Genomic DNA, 18,812 nt, shown 5'->3' on the forward strand with positions numbered 1-18,812 from the left:
CGAGTGTCAGTGACGTTCTGTAGGGTCTCGCCCGTCGGTGGCCCGGACGGCGGGCCGCCGCCGCTCACCAGGGAGGGCACCATGTCCGCACACCGTCCGTACCAGGGCCGCGACCGCGCCGAGGGCCGCGGCGGCGGCCGTGACCGCGGCGCGGGGCGCGCCGGCCGTCGGCGTCCGGACGGCCGGGCCGGGCCACCGGGCCGGGTCGGCCGCGCCCGGGGGCGCCGTTCCGGCACCCGGTCGCGCTGGCGGTGGCCGCCGACGCGGAGGGCTTCGAGCGGCTGCGCCGCCACCGGCTGTACGGCGACGGCGACTACTCCTCCTACCTGCGGCGCACCGAGCTCCGGCTGCGGGCCATGCGGGGGCTCGGGATGGACGTGCACCTGCGGCTGCTGGAGCCGGCCGGCTACGAGTCGTTCTGCGCGGAGCGGCTGCTGGCGCCCGGGGATCCGCTCGCGCAGGCGGCGTACGCGGCCGACCCGGAGGGGGCCGGGGCGGTGCTGCGCTACACCGGCGGGCGGCTGGCGGCCCTGCTGCCGGTGCTGGTCGCGGAGGGTCGCGACCGGCGGCGCGGCGCCGCGGTGAGCGCGGCCCTGCTGGACGCGGTCGAGGGTGCGGCCGGGTCGGAGGCGGCGCTGACGGCCGCGCTGCGGCGGGCGGCGCGCACGTTCCTGGCGCTGGCCGCCGGGGCCGGCCCCGGGTGGCACCGGGCGGTGCTGCCCGCCACCGGGCCGCCGGGCGGGGTGCTCGCGGAGATCGGGTTCGCCGCCGCCGGGGGCCGGCTGACCGCGGACGCCGACGCGGTGGAGGTGTTCTGCCTGGCGCTGGCCGCCGCGCGGCTCGGCGCCGGCCGGGCGCCGGCGGGCCTGCTGCTCTACAGCCGGGCGGCGTCCGCGCCGGACGGCCGGGCCGAGGTGCGGGCCTGGCGGTTGCCGCCGGGCGGCGCCCCGGTGCCGCTGGACGCGGAGGGCCAGGCGCCGTCGTGGCGCCGGGCCGCCCCGGGGGTTTCCGTCCGGCCGTTCCCGCTGCCGCGTTCCCCGTCCCGGAGGCGGCCGGCGGCCCGGGCGGGTGAGGCCGGGCCGGCGGCCGGCGGCCGCCTCGGGAGGGCGCGGGCGGCGTGCCCCGGGCGGCCGTCAGGACTGTTCATCGCCCGGATGTTCGGGGAAGATCAACAGTCGGAGCGGAGGCGGCGCCCCCGCAACCGCTCCGTGCGTACGACCGGCGGTCAGGCCGGGCCGGTCGGTGGCGCATCGACCTGACCGCCGCCCGGGGCACCGGCGGCCCGAGACCGGAGGGGGACGCATGAACCGCATCGAGTTCAGTGCGGAGATCGCCGACCTGCTCGGGCGGGTCCGGCGGCGGCCGATCGCGGGCTGGCCGTGGCGGCCGGGCGAGGAGGTCCCGGAGGGGCTGCCGGTGAAGCAGTCCTGGGGCTGGCTGTTCGCCCCGGACGGACGGGTGCTGACGCTGGTGAACCCGCGGGACGGCATCGTCAGCCTGCCCGGCGGGTCACTGGAGGCCGAGGACCTGGGCGACCCCGGCGCCGCTCTGGCGCGGGAGGCGGTCGAGGAGGCGCAGGCGGTGATCGGGCACCCCTTCTACCTCGGCTACCTGTACGACCGGATCGGCTCGGCCAACGGCGGGCACGAGTGCGCCCGGGTGCGGATGGCGGCGCCGCTGTACCGGGTGGGCCCGTCGGTGCCCGATCCGGCGTCCGGCCGGCACTACCGCCGGCTGCTGGTCGCCCCCGGGCTCGCGGTGGAGCTGCTCGGCTGGGGCGAGCAGGGGTGCGGCAGGCGCGGGCCGCGGTCGAGGCGGCGGCGCTCCGTCTCGGGGTGCCGACGGCGGCGAACGAGACCATCGAGGAGCTCCCGCTCGCGGGCTGCACCGTCTTCCCGTCCTGACGACCGCGGTGGCGGCTGCGGCGGCTGCTGCTGCGGCGCCCGATCGTCCGATGTGACGACTCGTCACCTGATGGCGTGAAATCCGCGCGGCACCCGCATGGCCTGACAGTGCCTAATCCGTGGCGCCGTCAACAACTTTGGCATGGGCACTATCCATCCGAGGCTACTGCCTGGTATCAAAAAGTGTGACCGGGGTCACCCCCACCTCCCGGTCCCCCCACCCCCACCCGGAGGTCCCCCATGCCTCGCGCCAGAGTCGTGTCCGTCGCCGGCGCGGCGATCCTGCTCTCCCTGTCCACCCTCGTGACCGCCACCCAGGCCCAGGCCGCCGGTGCCCGCTACGTCGCCCTCGGGGACTCCTACTCCGCGGGCGTCGGCGCCGGCAGCTACACCGGCGACAGCGGCAGTTGCAAGCGCAGTACCAACGCCTACCCGTACCTCTGGAAGAACGCCAACGCCCCCTCCTCCTTCTCGTTCGTGGCGTGCTCCGGTGCGAAGACCGGAGACGTCCTCAACAATCAGGTATCCGCGCTGAGTTCGTCCACCACACTGGTCAGCATCACGATCGGCGGCAATGACGCGGGCTTCGCCGACACCATGCAGACCTGTGTGCTGAGCTCGGAGAGCTCCTGTCTGAGCGCGGTGGCCGCGGCGAAGTCGTACGCCACCTCCACGCTGCCGGGGCAGCTCGACGCGGTCTACGCGGCGATCAAGAACAAGGCGCCCGGCGCCCACGTGGTGGTGCTCGGCTATCCGCACCTCTACAAGATCGGCGGGAGCTGCGTCTTCGGTATCGGCGACACCAAGCGCACGGCGATCAACAGCGCCGCCGACACCCTGGACACGGTGATCGCCAAGGAGGTCGCCAACGCCGGATACACCTTCAAGGACGTGCGCAGCATCTTCACCGGGCACGAGATCTGCGGTTCGTCGACCCAGTGGCTGCACAGCACCACGCTGCCGATCGACGAGAGCTACCACCCCACCGCCGAAGGGCAGTCGGGCGGCTACCTGCCGTCCTTCTCCGCCGGCGTCTGACCGGGCGGCCGACCCCACCGGCCCTCCCGGCACGGCCCGACCGGCCCCATCCGGCCGGGCCGTGCCGCCGTTCGGTCCCGGCGTGGCGTCAGGGGGAGTAGAGCTCCTCGATGTCCGCGGCGTAGTGGTCGAGGATGGCGTGCCGGCGCATCTTCAGGGACGGTGTCAGCAGTCCGTCCTCCAGGGCGAACTCCTTCGGCAGCAGCCGGAAGGCCCGGATCGACTCGGCGCGCGAGACGGCGTGGTTGGCGGCGGCCACGGCCCGCTGGATCTCGGTGTGCAGCTCCTCGTCGGCCAGCGCCCCCAGACGTCGAGCTGCTCCCGGCCGCGCAGCTTCAGCCAGTGCGCCAGCGCCTGTGCGTCGAGGGTGATCAGCGCCGCGACGTACGGCCGGTTGTCGCCGACCACCAGGCACTGGGCGATCAGCGGATGGGCGCGGACGCGCTCCTCCAGGGCACCGGGGGCGAGGTTCTTGCCGCTGCTGGTGACGATCAGTTCCTTCTTGCGGCCGGTGATGGTGAGGTACCCGTCGTCGTCCAGCCGCCCGATGTCCCCGGTGGCGAGCCAGCCCTCCACCAGCGCCTCCTCGGTGCAGCGCGGGTGGTTGAGGTACCCGGCGAAGACCGTGCCGCCGTGCACCCACACCTCGCCGTCGTCGGCGATCGCCACGGAGGCCCCCGGCACCGGCCGGCCGACCGTGCCGAACTTGGGTCTGCCGGGCGGGTTGGCGGTGATCGCCGCCGAGGTCTCGGTCAGCCCGTAGCCCTCGTACACCGTCATGCCCGCGCCGGCGAAGAACAGGCCGAGCTCGCGGCCGAGGGTCGAGCCGCCGGACATCACGGCACGGACCCGGCCGCCGAGGACGCCGCGCAGCCGCTGGTAGACCATCCGGTCGTAGGCGGCGTGCCGCACCCGCAGCGCGGGGGCCGGGCCGCTGCCGTGCCCGAGCGCCCGGCGCTCCTTGGCGGCCGCCCAGGCGATCGCGGTCTCCGCCGCCTGGTCGAACAGCTCGACCCGGCCCGCCTCCTCGGCCGCCTCGCGGGCCCGCTGGTAGATCTTCTCGAAGACATAGGGGACGGCGTGCAGGAAGGTCGGCCGGAACGACGCCAGTGCCGGCAGCAGGGTGTCCGTGGAGAGCTTCCCGTGGTGCCCGATCCTGATGCCGCCGCGGACGGCCGCGACCTGGACCATCCGTCCGTAGACGTGGGCCAGCGGCAGGAAGACCAGCGTGGCGGGCGGGACACCGCCGGTGTCCCGGAAGACCTCGCCCCAGCCGTCCAGCAGCGCGTCCGCCTCGGCGGCGAAGTTGCCGTGGGTGAGCAGGCACCCCTTGGGGCGGCCGGTGGTGCCCGAGGTGTAGATGACGGTGGCGATCGAGTCCGCGGTCACGCCCAGGCGCTGCCGGTGCACCAAGGCGTCGGGGACGCCGCGCCCGTCCTCGATCAGGGTGGTCACGCAGTCGCGGTCGAGTTGCCAGATCCCGGTCAGCTCCGGCAGGGCGTCGCACACCGCGCCCACGGTCATCGCGTGGTCCTCGTGCTCGACGACGCAGGCGACCGCCTGGGTCTCGGCGAGGATCCAGCGGACCTGCTCCGGGGCGGAGGTCGGGTAGACCGGGACGGGGATGGCGCCGATCGACCAGAGCGCGTAGTCGAAGAGCGTCCACTCGTAACAGGTGCCGGACATCACCGCGACCCGGTCGCCGTAGCGGACGCCGCGGGTCAGCAGGCCCTTGGCGAGGGCCAGGACCTCGTCGCGGAACCGGACGGCGGTCACCGGCTGCCAGCCGCCGCGCGCGTACCTGGAGAGCTGGACGAGCTGCGGGCTCTGCTCGGCGGTGTCGTACACGGAGTCGGCCAGGCCGCCCGCGGCGGGCTCGGACCGGCCGGGGTTGCTGACCTCGCGCACACTGCCCCCGATCCGGTCGATGTCGCCCGTTCGGGCGGGCCGAGCGGTCCGCCCCCGCCGGCGGAGCCGGGCGGACGGATCGCTGCGAAGCTACCGGATCGTCGGGATCCTGCCCAGAGGAGGCGGACGCGCGGCACCGGGCGCCCGAAGAGGTGCCAGCGGAGAGCGTTCGCCCGGAGGGCAATTGCGGATAGTTCGGACAGGCTGCTTCAGCAGGGGTGCGACCCTTCGAACGGGTGGTCAGGCCGTAGTAGGCTCGCGCAGATCCATCGGCCCGGCACCCACCGGACCCGGCTCTGCCTGACCCGGGAGGCTCCCCGCCCACCCGAACCGCACCCCTGTCCGCGCCTGGCTCCATCCCCTCCGAGGACTCCATGCGTCTGCGCAGCAGCTCGATCCGCGCGAAGATCATCGCGCTGCTCATGGTGCCCATCGTGGCGCTCGCCGGGCTGTGGATCTACGCCACCCTGATCACCACCGGTGACGTCCGGAGCCAGTTCGACGTCAGCTCCACCTACCGCGACCTGCTCGACCCGGTCGACGCCTACACCCTCGCCCTGCAGGAGGAACGGCGCACGGCGGTGCTCCGGCTCGCCGACGACGGCAACGGCGCCCAGGCCGCCAAGGACGCCTACGACCACGCCCAGGCCGCCACCGACAGCAGCCTGCGCGAACTGCGCTACCTGATCGACGGCTCGTCCGCCGGCAAGCTCGACAGCCAGCAGCGGGTCAAGTTCCAGGACATCCTCACCGCGGCCGACCAGCTCGCCGCCATCCGCAGCCAGGCGACCCGCGAGGCGGTCAGCTGGGACCACGAGCTGTCCGCCTACAGCGAGCTGGTGGAGACGGTCTTCCCGTTCCGCTCCTCCTTCGCCGGCCGGCAGAGCGGCCAGCTGCCCCGCCAGACCATGCTGCTCAACGAGCTCGTCCGCTCCCGCGAGTACCTGGCCCGCGAGACCGCCGCGATGCAGGCCCTGCGGCTCACCCAGCACCCCGACGCCCAGCAGATCCAGGTCGCGCTGGACAACATGCACGCCCAGCAGGCGCTGTTCACCGTCTACGTCGGCGAGCTCGACCTGCAGGACCAGCGCGACTACGCCGACCTGCGCAGCTCCGACCCCTGGATGGCGCTGGCCGCCGCCGAGGCCACCTTCGACAGCGCGGCCGACCGCACGGCGACCATCCGCGCCAACCCCAAGGACCCGTGGAGCGAGGCCGCGCAGCCCTCGCTCGCGACCTTCGCCGACCTCAACACCCGGCTCGCCGACCGGATCGGCGAGCGCGCCCAGTCGTACGCGATCAACCAGATCGTCCGGGGCGGCATCGCCGGTGTGATCGGCCTGATCGCGGTCGTGCTGTCGGTGCTGATCTCCTTCCGGATCGGCCGCGGGCTCGTCCGCGAGCTGGTCAACCTGCGCAACTCGGCGCAGGAGCTCTCCGGCGCCCGGCTGCCCGCGATGATGCTCCGGCTGCGCCGCGGCGAGGCGGTGGACATCGCGGCCGAGACCCCGGACCTGGAGTACGGCCCGGCGGAGATCGGGGAGGTCGGCCGGGCGTTCCACGAGGTCCAGCGGGTCGCCGTCGAGGCCGCCGTCGAACAGGCGGAGCTGCGCCGCGGCGTCTCCGCGGTCTTCGTCAACCTCGCCCGCCGCAGCCAGGTGCTGCTGCACCGCCAGCTCACCCTGCTCGACACCATGGAGCGGCGCACCGAGGACCCGGCCGAGCTGGAGGACCTCTTCCGCCTCGACCACCTCACCACCCGCATGCGGCGGCACTCCGAGGGCCTGATCATCCTCTCCGGCGGCTCGCCCGGCCGTGCCTGGCGCAAGCCCGTCCGGATGGTCGACGTCGTCCGCGCCGCCGTCGGCGAGGTCGAGGACTACGCCCGGGTGATCGTCAGGCCGTTCCCCGGCACCGGCCTGCTGGGCAGTGCCGTCGCCGACGTCACGCACCTGGTCGCGGAGCTGGTCGAGAACGCCACGGTGTTCTCCCCGCCGCACACCCAGGTCACCGTCCAGGGCGAGGTGGTCGCGCACGGCTTCTGCCTGGAGATCGACGACCGCGGTCTCGGCCTCAGCGAGCACGCTCTGGAGGAGATCAACCAGCGCCTCGCGGTGGAGCAGGAGTTCGACCTCGCCGACACCGACCGGCTCGGCCTGTTCGTGGTCAGCCGGCTCGCCCGGCGGCACGGCATCCGGGTGCACCTGCGGCCCTCGCCGTACGGCGGCAGCTCGGCCGTGGTGCTGATCCCGCGCGAGCTGCTCGCCGACGCCAGCGAGGTGATGGCGGACCAGTTCTCCGGCCGGCCGGTCGCCGAGCGGCAGCCGGCCGCGGCAGCCCGGGGCGGCGCGCACGCGGGCCGGCCCCGCAGTGCGCCCAAGCTGGCCGGCGGTCCGCGTCGGTCCGAGCCCGACCCGGTCAGCACCCCCGGCGGCCTGCCGCGGCGGCGGCCCGGCGGCTCCGGCCCGGAGGCCGGCCCGGAGGCCGGATCGGAGGGCCCCGGCACCGGCCGGCACCGCCGCACCGACCTCCCGGTCGAGGCCTTCCCCGCCGAGCCGGACCTGCCCGCCGGGCCGGTCGCGCCCGCCGCGGCCGCGCAGGCCCCGGGGGAGCAGCCGTCCGTGGCGCCGTCCCCGGTCGCCGGCGGACTGCTGCCGCGCCGGGTCCGGCAGGCCAGTCTGGCGCCGCAGCTCAAGGACAGCACCGAGGAGCCGACCGAGGAGGCGGTGCGGGAGCGCTCGCCGGAGGAGGCGCGGGCCGCCTTCGCCTCGTTCCAGCGCGGCTTCCAGCGTGGCCGCGGCGACCGCCTGCAGCCCGCCTCGCTGACCGTCGTCCCCGACCTGCCGGACACCCCGGACACCGCCGGGCGCCCGCCCGCCGGGGCCGGGCTGCCGGCCGGCCGGGGCCTGTCGCCGGTCGGGCCGCCGCGGCCCCGGGTGGCGCTGCCGTCCGCACCCGTTCCGCAGGCCCTCCCGGCGGGGCGCCCGCGCCCCGCCCAGCTGTATCCCGTACGCTCCGGCACCTCGGCACCGCAGGCGCCACCCGCACCGCAGCAACCGTCCGCGCAGCGGACACCGCCCGTACGCCCTGCACCACCCGCACCACCCGCCCCAGCGGAAGGAACCGAATCATGACCGCAACGACGCAGCCGTCCGGAGACCTCAACTGGCTCCTGGACGACCTGGTGGGCCGCGTGGCGACCCTGAGGCACGCCGTGATCCTCTCCGGCGACGGCCTCGCCACCGGCGTCTCCAGCGGCCTGGCCCGGGAGGACGCGGAGCACCTCGCCGCCGTCGCCTCCGGCTTCCACAGCCTCGCCAAGGGCACCGGCCGGCACTTCCGGGTCGGCGGGGTCCGGCAGACCATGGTCGAGCTGGACGAGGCGTTCCTCTTCATCACCGCGGCGGGCGACGGCAGCTGCCTGGCCGTGCTCAGCGACGCCGAGTCGGACGTCGGCCAGATCGCCTACGAGATGGCCCTGCTGGTCAAGCGGGTCGGTGAGCACCTCGCCGCCGAGCCCCGCACCGAGCCCGTCCCGCCCGGGAGATGAGCGTGTCGACGAGTGACGGGCCCGAGCCCCCGGTCGAGGACGACGGGCCGGACGTCGACCTGTTCGCGCCGCGCCATCCGGGGAGGACCGCTGGTTCGACGACGAGGCCGGACCGGTCGTCCGGCTCTTCTCGATGACCCGTGGCCGCGCCCGTCCCGTCGACGACGGCCTGTTCGACCTCATCTCGCTGGTCCGGGCGGTGGATCCGCCCGCGGCCGCCGAGGACGGACCGCTGCCCGCCCTCGGCGCCGAGCACCACGCCCTGATGGCGCTCTGCCGGGACGAGCCGCTCAGCGTCGCCGAGCTCGGCTCCTACACCGACCTGCCGGTCAGCGTGGTGCGGGTGCTGCTCGGCGACCTGGACGACGCCGGGCTGATCAGCGTCACCCGGCCGGTCCGGCTCGCCCAGCGCCCCGACGAGCAACTTCTGCGAGATGTGATCAATGGTCTCCGTGCACTCTGACACCCCGGCGGACGCCCGCCGTGCCCCTGGCCTGGCGTGGCGCTGAAGATCCTCGTCGCCGGCGGGTTCGGGGTCGGCAAGACCACCCTGGTCGGCGCGGTCAGCGAGATCCGGCCGCTGCGCACCGAGGAGGTGCTCAGTGAACGCGGCCGCCCGGTCGACGACACCGCGGGGGTGGAGGCCAAGCGCACCACCACGGTGGCCATGGACTTCGGCCGGATCGACCTGCGCCCGGGCCTGGCGCTGTACCTGTTCGGCACCCCCGGGCAGGACCGCTTCTGGTTCGTCTGGGACGAGCTGGCGCAGGGGGCGCTGGGCGCGGTGGTGCTCGCCGACACCCGGCGGCTGGCCGACTGCTTCCCCTCGGTGGACTTCTTCGAGCGGCGCGGCATCCCGTTCCTGGTCGCGGTCAACTGCTTCGAGGGGACCGAGACGTACGCCCCGGACGACGTCCGGGCCGCGCTCGACCTCGACCCGGGAGTGCCGGTGCTGCTCTGCGACGCCCGCCGCCGCGAGGACGGCAAGGAGCTGCTGATCCGGCTGGTCGAGCACGTCGCCGGGATGCCGGGCACCGCCGCCCCCTGACGCCCCGTCCGGATGGTGGGACACTCCCGGCTCGGATCGCGGACACCGGCCCGCACGGGCTTGCCTGCCCGGGGTCCGGCGTGGAAGTCTCTTCGTGACGGCACGTTGCGCCGCTGTGGCGCCGTGCGAAGGGGAGGAGGCAGTCGTGACCGTGCACCGGATCGTCGTCGCCCGGACGCCTGCCCCTGCCGTACCCGCGCTCACCGTGCGCCGTCACATCGACCAGGCGCTGGTCTGCAGCGCCTGCTGTCGCTGACCTCTCCTCGGTCGCCGGGCCCCGCGCACCAGAGCGCGCCGCCGCGCCCGGACCGCCCGCCCCGTCCGCCCGTTCGCCGCGGACCGCGCCGTCGCCCCCCGCCCACACCGGAGACCCAGCCGTGGACCCGAACCGCCCTGCCCGCCGTGCCGATCTGGAGCCCTTCTGGCCGTCCAGACAACCGCACCTCTTCGACCAGACCTGTCGGCGCACACCCGGTGCGTCCCGTCCGGCGGACTTCTGACAGACCGTCAGTTTTCTTTCGTCGTACGGCCTGACGCGCAGACGACCACCCGAATCCGTTTCGCGCGAAGAGAGCCCGTCATGTCCTCCGTCTCCACGGCCACCCGTACCGTTCCCGTCAACGCCACCCCGCACCTGCGCGCCGTCCGCACCGCGGCCGCCCCCGGCACGGCCGACCGCCGTCATGTGCCGGCGCAGGTCCGCCCCACCGCGCTCCAGGCGCTGCCCCCGCAGCCCGCCGCCCCCGTGCTGCCCGCCGGCCTCCCCGAGGGTGCCACCGTGGTCGCCCTGCCGCAGTCCGCCCTCCCGCCGGGCCTGCTCGACCGGTACGGTGCGCGGCTCGGCGGCTCCGCCGGGCACCCGCTGGTCGGCTACCTGCTGCTCGTCCCGGCCGAACAGGCCCGTCCGGCCCGCACCGACTCCCTGATCGCCGCGGCCGCACCGGTCACCCCGGCGGCGGCCGCTCCGGCGGCCGGCGACGGCCCCCGCCCGCCGCTGCGGCCGTCCGCCCACGGCATCAGCGTGGACGTGGACCGCCGCAGCGCCCACGTGGACGGCAGGCTGCTCGACCTCACCTACCTGGAGTTCGAGCTGCTGGCCCACCTCACCGAGCACCCGCACCGGGTGCACACCCGCGACCACCTGGTCTCCGCCGTCTGGGGCTACGGCCACGTCGGCGACGGCCGCACCGTCGACGTGCACGTGGCGCGGCTGCGCCGCAAGCTCGGCGCCGCCTACCGCGACAGCATCGTCACCGTCCGCCGGGTCGGCTACAAGTACGCGCCGGTGGCCTGAGGAACGCGAACGGCCGGGGCCGGACGCGCAAGGCGTCCGGCCCCGGCCGGTGGCACGGCCGACGGCGCAGGCCGGCCGGGCCCGTGGGTCAGCGGCTCAGCCGGTCGATCTCGGCGAGCTCCTCGGCGGTCAGCGGGCCGCCGTTGAGCGCGTCGATGTTCTGGTCCAGCTGGGCGACGCTCGACGCGCCGATGATCACCGAGACCACCCGCTCGTCGCGCAGCACCCAGGACAGCGCCAGCTGGGCCAGGGTCTGGCCGCGCTGCTCGGCGACTTTGTTCAACGCCCGCAGCTGCTCCAGCTTCTGTCCGGTCAGGGCCTCCTCGCGCAGGAAGTGGCCGACCGACATCCGCGACCCGGCCGGCACCTCGCCGCTGAGGTAGCGGTCCGTCAGCAGGCCCTGCGCCAGCGGGGAGAAGGCGATCAGGCTGGTCTGCGTCTCGCCGATCGCGTCCAGCAGGCCGTCCTCGGCGGAGCGGTTGAGGATCGAGTAGCTGATCTGGTTCATCAGCACCGGGGTGCCCAGGCGGCGGAGGATCTCCACCGCCTCCCGGTGCTGCTCCGCCGGGTAGTTGGAGATGCCCGCGTACAGCGCCTTCCCGGAGCGCACCGCCGAGTCCAGCGCCCCCATCGTCTCCTCCAGCGGAGTCGTGGGGTCGTAGCGGTGCGAGTAGAAGACGTCGACGTAGTCCAGGCCCATCCGGCCCAGCGACTGGTCCAGGCTGGCCAGCAGGTACTTGCGCGAGCCGCCGTCGCCGTACGGCCCCGGCCACATGTCGTAGCCCGCCTTCGACGCGATGAACAGCTCGTCGCGGTACGGCCGGAAGTCCTGCGCGAACAGGTAGCCGAAGTTGCGCTCGGCACTGCCGTACGGCGGGCCGTAGTTGTTCGCCAGGTCGAAGTGCGTGATGCCGCGGTCGAACGCCCGGCGCAGCACGGCGCGTTGGACGTCCAGCGGCTGGGTGTCGCCGAAGTTGTGCCACAGCCCGAGCGAGACGGCGGGCAGCTGCACGCCGCTGCGCCCCGCGCGGCGGTAGGTCATGGACGCGTAGCGGTCGTCCGAGGGGAGATAGGTCATACCGGCATCCTGCCAGGTGGCAGCCCGCGCGGGGACCTTGGTCCCTGCCGCGCCCGGCGGCCGGGGCGTAGCCTGGCGGCAGCCCGTCCGGAGAGGAGTCCGCGGTGCCGCATCCCGACATCACCGACCGCGCCGACCTGGAGGCGCTGCTGCGGCGCTTCTACGCGGCCGCCTTCGCCGACCCGCTGATCGGCCCCTACTTCACCGAGGTCGCCGCGCTCGACCTGGACGCGCACCTCCCGCACATCACCGACTTCTGGGAGAGCGCCCTGCTGCGCAGCGGCGCCTACCGGCGCAACGCGTTCGCGCCCCACCGGGGGCTGCACCGCAGCCGCCCGCTGACCGCCGAGCACTTCGGCCGCTGGGTGCAGCTGTGGCACGCCGCCGTGGACGGCCGGTACACCGGCCCGGTCGCCGACCGCGCCAAGACGCAGGGGGAGCGGATCGCCCTCGCCATGCTGCGCCGCATCGCGGGCCCGGAGACCGGGGGCGGCGACGGCGGCTTCGTGCCGCTGTCCGCGCTGCTGCTGCGGACCTGAGCCGGCCGGCCCGGCGCGGGCCGCCCGCCGGAGCCCCGGCCGGACGCTTCGGACCCGCACCGCCGAGGCCCCCCGGGCAGGGCGCCGCACGCGGTCGCGGCCGCCCGTACCGGGCCCGGCGTCCGCGGCGAGGAGCGCTCCGGCCATCGCATAGGCTCGGCACCACCATGGTGCGGATAACGGTGCTCGGGGGCTGTCGGCGCAGGTGGCAGGGGTCCCGGTCGGCCTCGGCGGCCCGCGGCAGCGCGGCGTGCTGGCCCGGCTGCTGGTCGCCCGGGGTGCCGTGGTGCCGGTCGACCGGCTGATCGACGACCTCTGGAGCGGCCGCCCGCCCGCGAAGGCCGCCGCCTCGGTGCAGGCCTACGTCTCCAACCTGCGCCGCCTGCTGGAGCCGTCACGGGGGCCGCGGGAGCCCGCCCGGCTGCTGGTCAGCCGCGCCCCCGGCTACGCGCTGGAACTTCCCGGCACCGCCGTGGACGCCTGGGACTTCGAACTGCGGCTCGGGGGCGCCCGGGCGGCGGCCGGGGCCGCGGCGCACCCCGGCCGGCCGGCCGCCGGGCCGGTCGACGCGGCCCTCGCCCTGTGGCAGGGCCCGGCGTACGCCGAGTTCGCCGACGAGCCGTGGGCGGCCGCCGAGATCATCCGGCTCGACGAACTCCACCGCGCGGCAAGGGAGTCGGCCGTGGCGGCGGCGATCGGCGAGGGCCGGTCCGGGGACGCCGCCGCGGCGGCCCGGGTGCTCACCGCCGAGCACCCGCTGCGCGAGGAGGGCTGGAGCCTGCTGGCCCGCGCCCTGTGGGGCGCCGGCCGGCAGGCCGAGGCGCTGGAGGCGCTGCGGCAGGCCCGCGCGCTGCTCGCCGAGGAGCTGGGACTGGATCCCGGTCCGGCCCTCACCGACCTCGAGACGGCGATCCTGCGCGGCCGTACCGACCTGCTCGGCGCACCCGCGCGGGTGGCCGCGCCGCCCGCTTCGGACGGAGGCCTGCCCAGCGCGGGGCGGCCGGCCGCCCCGTTCGTCGGCCGTGCCGAGGAACTGCGGCTGCTGGGCGCGGCGGCCGACGGCGCGGAGCGGGGCGGCTCGGTGGTGCTGCTGACCGGCGAGGCCGGCGCCGGCAAGTCCACCCTGCTGGCGCACCTCGGCGACCACCTGCGGCGCAGCGGGTGGCTGGTGGCCGCCGGTCGCTGTCCCGAGACGGAGGGCGCGCCGCCCGCCTGGGCCTGGACGGAGGCGCTGCGCGACCTCGCCGGCCAGGTCCCGCCCGGCCGCGCCGCCGCCCACCAGCTGGCCCCGCTGCTCGGTGACGACGACCCGACCCGCCGCCGGGACGCACTGACCGGGCGCTTCCGGCTGCACCGGGCGGTCGCGGGCTGGCTCGGCCGGGTCGCCGAGCGGGCCCCGGTCGCCGTCCTCCTCGACGACCTGCACGCGGCGGACGTCGAGACCCGGGCCCTGGCCGCCGAACTCGCCGCCGCGGGCGCCGACCGCCTGCTGCTCGTGTTCGCGCACCGCCCCGGCGAGGGCGAGCTCACCGACCTGCTCGCCGCACTCGCCCGGCGCTCCCCGCACCGGATCCCGCTGGCCGGGCTCGACGAGGCGGACGCCGGCCGGCTGATCGGGTCGGTCTGCGCCGGCCCGGTCGACGCCGACACCGTCCACGCCCTCGCCGAGCGCACCGGCGGCAACCCCTTCTACCTGGTCGAGAGCGCCCAACTGCTGGCCGGCGAGGGTGCCCTGGTGGCCGTCCAGGAGGTGCCGCAGGGTGTGCGGGACGTGCTGCGGCGCCGCTTCGACCGGCTGCCGGCCGGCACCGTCGAGGTGCTGCGGACGGCCGCCGTCGCCGGCCGCGAGACCGAGGTCGAACTGCTGCTGCACGCCGTCGGGTGCGGTCCGGACGACCTGGTCGACGCACTCGAACCGGCCCTGGCCGGCGGGCTGCTGACCGAACCGCGGCCCGGTACCGTCCGGTTCGCCCACGCGCTGGTGCGCGACACGCTGTACGCCGACCTCAGCGGTCTGCGCCGGGCCCGGCAGCACGCGCGGTACGCCGAGGCGCTGCGTGCGCTGAGGCCCGAGCGCCTCGCCGCCCTCGCCCACCACTGGACGAGCGCGGCCTCCGGCAGCACCGCCGAACTCGCCGTCGACGCCTGCGTCCGGGCTGCCGAGGCCGCCGAACGCCGCTACGCCCACGAGACCTGCGCCGCCCTCCTCCGGCAGGCCCTGGAGAGTCTCGACCGGGCGCCGGACGGCGGCGACGACCGCCCGGCCCGCCGGATCGCCCTGCTCGGCGCCCTGCTGCGGGCCCAGGTGCGCAGCGGCGCGGTGGCCGCCGCGAGCGCCACCAGGCGGCAGGCCGTCGCCCTCGCCGAGGAGACCGGCCGGGAGGACCTGCTGATCGAGGCCTGGACGGCCTGGACGGAACCCACCCCGTGGGTCGCCCACCGGTACGGCAGCCACGACCGGCAGGCCGTCGAGACCCTCACCCGGCTGCTGCGGCGCACCGACCTGCCCGCCGCCACCCGCTGCCGGCTGCTGGACGCCCTCACCCACGAGTGGGACTGCTCCGGCGACCTGGCCGGCGCCGCTGCCGCCGCCGAGGCGGTGGCCATCGCCCGCGCCGACGGGGACCCGCGGCTGCTCGCGCTCGCGCTGGCCGCCCAGGCCCGGGTCTGCGACTACGAACTCGCCACCGTGCAGCGCAATGCGATCGCCGACGAGCTCGGCGCCCTCGCCCGCCGCCACGACCTGCCCGCCTACCGCTGGCACGCCGAGAGCCTGCACGCCACCTCCGCCGCTGTGGCCGGGGACCTGCCCGCGCTGCGCCGCCGCATGCGGGCCGCCGACGAGCTCGCCGAACGGTACGGGCTCGCCGATCTGGCCGACATCGGCCTGTGCCGGCAGGGCATGGTCGCGCTGGCCGCCGGCCGGCCCGACCGGGCGGCCGAGCTGTACGCCCGGGCCGTGACCGGGCTCCGCGGCCGCGGGTCGGTGCACGCCGACGGGTTCGGCGCGCTCGTCGAGCTCACCGTCGCCCTCCAGCAGGGACGGATCGCGGACGAACTGCCCAGGATCGAGGCGGTCGGGGAGGAGTACGGCACGCTGGCCGCCGACGTGCACGCGCTCGCGCTGGCCGCCCGCGGCCGCCTGGACGAGGCCCGCGCCGTCCGGGTCGGGCGGCTCGCCGTCCAGCCCGACTACTACCGCTCGTTCTTCCTCGTGGTGCGGGCCGCCGCGGTGATCGCCCTGGACGAGCGTGCCGAGGCGGCCGAACTGATCACCGAACTGCTGCCGCTGCGCGGCATGGTGGCCGGTACCGCGTCCACCTCGATCGCGCTGCGGCCGGTCGCGCTGGCGCTGGGCGAGCTGGCCCGGTACCTCGGCCGCGGCGCCGAGGCCGCCGGGTACTTCGCGCAGGCCGCCGAGGTGGCCCGCCGCTGGGAGTCGCCGCAGTGGGAGGCGGAGGCGCTGGCAGCCCTGGCGGCGCTGCCGGCACCGGAGGGCATCGGAGCCCGGGACGGCCACCGGGACGGCTTGGAGACCCGGCGCCAAGCCGGCTCCAAGCGCGCCCCGGCACGCTGAGCGGGTCACGACCACCGGACTGCCGAAAGGCCCCGACATGTCCTCCCTGCTCGGCCGTCTCGGCGGCGCATCCGCCGCCCGGCCCTGGCGCACCCTCCTCGGATGGCTGCTGCTGCTCGCCGTCGCCCTGGGCCTGGCCGCCGCCTTCGGCGGTTCGCCGCGCGACGACTACCGCGTCCCCGGCACCCCCTCGACCGCCGGCAACGACCTGCTGGCCGCCCGCTTCCCGGAGATGTCCGGCGCCAACGCCCGGGTCGTCGTGCACGACACCCACGGCGCCGCCCTCCCCGCGGCCGCGCTGGCCCAGTTGCGCTCCCGGCTCGCCGCCCTGCCGCACGCCGCTTCGGTGGCCCCGCCCGTGCTCTCCGCCCGCGGCGACACCGCGCTGCTGGCCGTCGCCTACGACGTGCCGGTGACCGCCTTCGAGGGCGCCACCGGTCTGGACGCGCTGCGCGGCGCCGCGGCCCCGGCGGAACGGGCCGGTCTCCAGGTGGAGTTCGGCGGCGCGGTGCCGGAGCGCTTCACCGAGCCGGACGGCACCGCCGAGATGATCGGCATGGGTGCCGCGCTGGCCATCCTGGTGGTGGCCCTCGGCACGCTGGTGTCGGCGGGCCTGCCGCTGGTGGTGGCGCTGGCCGGGCTCGGCCTCGGCACCGCGCTGACCACTCTGCTGGCCGCCGTCACCGACATCAGCCCGACCGCGCCCACCGTCGCCTCCATGGTCGGCCTGGGGGTCGGCATCGACTACGCGCTGCTGCTGGTCAGCCGCCACGTCGAGGGCCTGCGCGCCGGGCTCTCCCGGCAGCGGGCGGCCGCCGAGGCGACCGCCACGGCCGGGTCCTCGGTGGTGGTGGCCGGTTCGACCGTGCTGGTGGCGCTGTTCGGCCTCAAGCTGGCCGGCCTGCCGGTGTACTCCTCCTTCGGCTACGCGACGTTCGCGGTGGTCGGTGCGGTGATGCTGGCGTCGCTGACGCTCGTCCCGGCGCTCTGCTCGCTGGCCGGCGACCGGCTGTTGCGCCGGGCGGAGCGCCGTGACCCGCAGCTGCGGGTGGCGGCCGGGCCGACCCGCACCGAGCGCTGGGCGCGGCTGATCGGCCGTCGTCCGGTGGCGGCGGCCCTCGGCTCGCTCGTGCTGCTGCTGGCGCTGGCCGCGCCGATGCTGGGGATGCGCACCTGGCCGCAGGACGCCGGGAGCCAGGCTCCCGGCAACACCACCCGCAAGGCGTACGACCTGATCGCCGACGCCTACGGGCCGGGTGCCAACGGGCCGCTGGTGGTCGCGGTCGACCTGAAGCGGGTGCCGCAGGCCGGGTTGCCGGCCCTCGTCGACGCGCTGAAGGCTCACCCGGGCGTGGTGTCGGTCGCCCCGCCGATGGTGGACCGGGCCGGGGACGCGGCCGTGATCAGCGTCCAGCCCGCCACCGGGCCGCAGGACGCCCGTACCGCACGGCTGCTGAAGGACGTCCGGGCCCGGGTGCTGCCGGCCGGTGCGGAGGTGACCGGCACGGTCGCGGTCTTCTCCGACATCTCCGACCGGCTGGCGTCCCGGCTGTGGGTGGTGGTGCCGTTCGTGGTGGCGCTCTCGCTGGTGCTGCTGACGGTGCTGTTCCGCGCCCCGGTGGTCGCGGTGAAGGCGGCCGCGATGAACCTGCTGTCGGTCGCCGCCGCGTACGGGGTGATGACCGCTGTCTTCCAGTCGGACACCGGCGCGCGGGCGCTCGGCCTGCCGCACGCGGTGCCGGTCTCCAGCTGGGTGCCGATCCTGATGTTCACCGTGCTGTTCGGCCTGTCGATGGACTACGAGGTCTTCCTGCTGGCCCGGGTCCGCGAGGACTGGCTGGCCACCGGCGACGCCCGTGGGGCGGTGGTGCGCGGCCTGTCCGCCACCGGACGGGTGATCAGCAGTGCGGCCGCGATCATGGTGGCGGTGTTCACCGGTTTCGCCATCGACCCGGACATCACGGTGAAGATGATGGGCGTCGGCATGGCCGTTGCGGTGCTGATCGACGCCACCGTCGTCCGGCTGGTGCTCGTGCCCGCGACGATGACCCTCCTCGGCCGCCTCAACTGGTGGCTGCCGGGCTGGCTGGACCGCCTGCTGCCGCGGCTCGACGTCGAGCACGGCACCGGCCCGCTGCCGGCCGCCGAACCGGAGCGTGTCCCGGCCTGAGCCGGCCCCTCGTCCGCACCGCACCGCACCGCGCTGCGTTCCACCGCCGCCCGCGGGCCCACCGGCCCGCGGGCGGCGGCGCGTCGTCGGGTGCAGGCCGGCACTGGATTCTGTACCTACTGGTATGTACAGTCTCTCCCATGAGCACCCAGGACCGTCTGATCGAGAGCACCCAGGAGCTCCTCTGGGAGCGCGGGTACGTCGGCACCAGCCCGAAGGCGATCCAGCAGCGTGCCGGTGCGGGCCAGGGCAGCATGTACCACCACTTCACCGGCAAGCCCGACCTCGCCGCCGCCGCCCTGCAGCGCAGCGCCGAACAGATGCAGGCCGCGGCGGGCGAACTGCTGGACGGCCCGGGCAACGCCCACGACCGGATCGCCGCCTACCTGCTGCGCCAGCGCGACGTGCTGCGCGGCTGCCGGATCGGGCGGATGACCCAGGACCCGGACGTCATGGCCGACCCCGGGCTGCGCGCACCCGTCCAGGAGACCTTCGCCTGGCTGCGCGGCCGGCTCGCCGCCGTCGTCGCCGAGGGGTCGCCGCCGGCGAGCTCGCGGCGGGGCTCGACGCCGAGGAGACCGCCGCCGCGATCGCCGCGGTCGTCCAGGGCGGCTACGTGCTGGCCCGCGCCGCCGACGACCCCGACGCCTTCCACCAGGCCATCCGGGGCGCACTCGCGCTGCTGCGCACCGTCTGAGGAGCCCAC

General features: G+C 75.8%; 12 protein-coding genes and 2 pseudogenes. 12 read left to right on the top strand and 2 right to left on the bottom strand.

All coding sequences use genetic code 11. The features are described from left to right. The first annotated feature begins 251 nt into the window (after positions 1-251). The 3 genes from ABEB13_RS31185 (at position 252) to ABEB13_RS31195 (ending at position 2,942) form a co-directional block, all read left to right on the top strand. Positions 252-1,259, top strand: coding sequence for a hypothetical protein (locus ABEB13_RS31185; protein ID WP_345708139.1), 1,008 nt, complete (start codon positions 252-254; stop codon positions 1,257-1,259). 43 nt (positions 1,260-1,302) lie between these two features. Beyond that, positions 1,303-1,983, top strand: a complete 681-nt coding sequence (locus ABEB13_RS31190) for an NUDIX hydrolase (protein ID WP_345708140.1) — start codon at positions 1,303-1,305, stop codon at positions 1,981-1,983. Between the two features lie 161 nt (positions 1,984-2,144). Next, positions 2,145-2,942 (top strand): SGNH/GDSL hydrolase family protein, encoded by a 798-nt coding sequence (locus ABEB13_RS31195; protein ID WP_345708141.1) that lies wholly within the window; start codon positions 2,145-2,147, stop codon positions 2,940-2,942. Between the two features lie 88 nt (positions 2,943-3,030). On the opposite strand, the pseudogene ABEB13_RS31200 reads toward ABEB13_RS31195, so the two are convergent. Beyond that, a pseudogene (locus tag ABEB13_RS31200) lies at positions 3,031-4,850 on the bottom strand (AMP-dependent synthetase/ligase). Positions 4,851-5,224: 374 nt separating this feature from the next. Between ABEB13_RS31200 and ABEB13_RS31205 the strand changes: the two are divergent. From ABEB13_RS31205 to ABEB13_RS31225, 5 genes are all read left to right on the top strand, one after another. Next, entirely contained in the window at positions 5,225-7,984 is a 2,760-nt protein-coding gene (locus tag ABEB13_RS31205; protein WP_345708142.1) for a sensor histidine kinase, read from the top strand. After that, the gene (locus ABEB13_RS31210) at positions 7,981-8,400 is read left to right on the top strand and encodes a roadblock/LC7 domain-containing protein (protein WP_345708143.1); all 420 of its coding nucleotides are present in this window, start codon (positions 7,981-7,983) and stop codon (positions 8,398-8,400) included. Before ABEB13_RS31205 ends, ABEB13_RS31210 begins: the two co-directional genes overlap by 4 nt. Positions 8,401-8,533: 133 nt before the next feature. After that, on the top strand, positions 8,534-8,863 hold the full coding sequence (locus ABEB13_RS31215; protein ID WP_345708144.1) for a DUF742 domain-containing protein: 330 nt from the start codon (positions 8,534-8,536) through the stop codon (positions 8,861-8,863). 36 nt (positions 8,864-8,899) lie between these two features. Then, positions 8,900-9,448, top strand: coding sequence for a GTP-binding protein (locus ABEB13_RS31220; RefSeq protein ID WP_345708145.1), 549 nt, complete (start codon positions 8,900-8,902; stop codon positions 9,446-9,448). A gap of 580 nt (positions 9,449-10,028) precedes the next feature. Then, on the top strand, positions 10,029-10,742 hold the full coding sequence (locus ABEB13_RS31225; protein WP_345708146.1) for a winged helix-turn-helix domain-containing protein: 714 nt from the start codon (positions 10,029-10,031) through the stop codon (positions 10,740-10,742). A gap of 88 nt (positions 10,743-10,830) precedes the next feature. Here ABEB13_RS31225 and ABEB13_RS31230 read toward each other — a convergent pair whose 3' ends face one another. After that, positions 10,831-11,820: an aldo/keto reductase gene (locus ABEB13_RS31230; RefSeq protein ID WP_345708147.1), complete on the bottom strand. Its 990-nt coding sequence runs from the start codon at positions 11,818-11,820 to the stop codon at positions 10,831-10,833. A gap of 104 nt (positions 11,821-11,924) precedes the next feature. Between ABEB13_RS31230 and ABEB13_RS31235 the strand changes: the two genes are divergently transcribed. The 4 genes and pseudogenes from ABEB13_RS31235 to ABEB13_RS31250 all read left to right on the top strand — a co-directional run bounded on the left by ABEB13_RS31235 (position 11,925) and on the right by ABEB13_RS31250 (position 18,803). Then, on the top strand, positions 11,925-12,359 hold the full coding sequence (locus ABEB13_RS31235) for a group III truncated hemoglobin (RefSeq protein ID WP_345708148.1): 435 nt from the start codon (positions 11,925-11,927) through the stop codon (positions 12,357-12,359). Between the two features lie 205 nt (positions 12,360-12,564). Beyond that, positions 12,565-15,936, top strand: a complete 3,372-nt coding sequence (locus ABEB13_RS31240; RefSeq protein ID WP_345708149.1) for an ATP-binding protein — start codon at positions 12,565-12,567, stop codon at positions 15,934-15,936. Positions 15,937-15,973: 37 nt separating this feature from the next. Next, on the top strand, positions 15,974-18,106 hold the full coding sequence (locus ABEB13_RS31245) for an MMPL family transporter (RefSeq protein WP_345708150.1): 2,133 nt from the start codon (positions 15,974-15,976) through the stop codon (positions 18,104-18,106). A 140-nt stretch (positions 18,107-18,246) separates the two neighbouring features. Next, positions 18,247-18,803: pseudogene (locus ABEB13_RS31250) on the top strand (TetR/AcrR family transcriptional regulator). The last annotated feature ends 9 nt before the right edge of the window (positions 18,804-18,812 follow it).

Source organism: Kitasatospora paranensis (genome assembly GCF_039544005.1).
GTDB lineage: Bacteria > Actinomycetota > Actinomycetes > Streptomycetales > Streptomycetaceae > Kitasatospora > Kitasatospora paranensis.

Excerpts from the sequence above, each read along its gene's own strand:
- ABEB13_RS31190 (WP_345708140.1), top strand. The coding sequence starts at position 1,303 with ATGAACCGCATCGAGTTCAGTGCGGAGATCGCCGACCTGCTCGGGCGG.
- ABEB13_RS31195 (WP_345708141.1), top strand. The coding sequence starts at position 2,145 with ATGCCTCGCGCCAGAGTCGTGTCCGTCGCCGGCGCGGCGATCCTGCTC.
- ABEB13_RS31205 (WP_345708142.1), top strand. The coding sequence starts at position 5,225 with ATGCGTCTGCGCAGCAGCTCGATCCGCGCGAAGATCATCGCGCTGCTC.
- ABEB13_RS31210 (WP_345708143.1), top strand. The coding sequence starts at position 7,981 with ATGACCGCAACGACGCAGCCGTCCGGAGACCTCAACTGGCTCCTGGAC.
- ABEB13_RS31215 (WP_345708144.1), top strand. The coding sequence starts at position 8,534 with ATGACCCGTGGCCGCGCCCGTCCCGTCGACGACGGCCTGTTCGACCTC.
- ABEB13_RS31225 (WP_345708146.1), top strand. The coding sequence starts at position 10,029 with ATGTCCTCCGTCTCCACGGCCACCCGTACCGTTCCCGTCAACGCCACC.
- ABEB13_RS31230 (WP_345708147.1), bottom strand. The coding sequence starts at position 11,820 with ATGACCTATCTCCCCTCGGACGACCGCTACGCGTCCATGACCTACCGC.
- ABEB13_RS31245 (WP_345708150.1), top strand. The coding sequence starts at position 15,974 with ATGTCCTCCCTGCTCGGCCGTCTCGGCGGCGCATCCGCCGCCCGGCCC.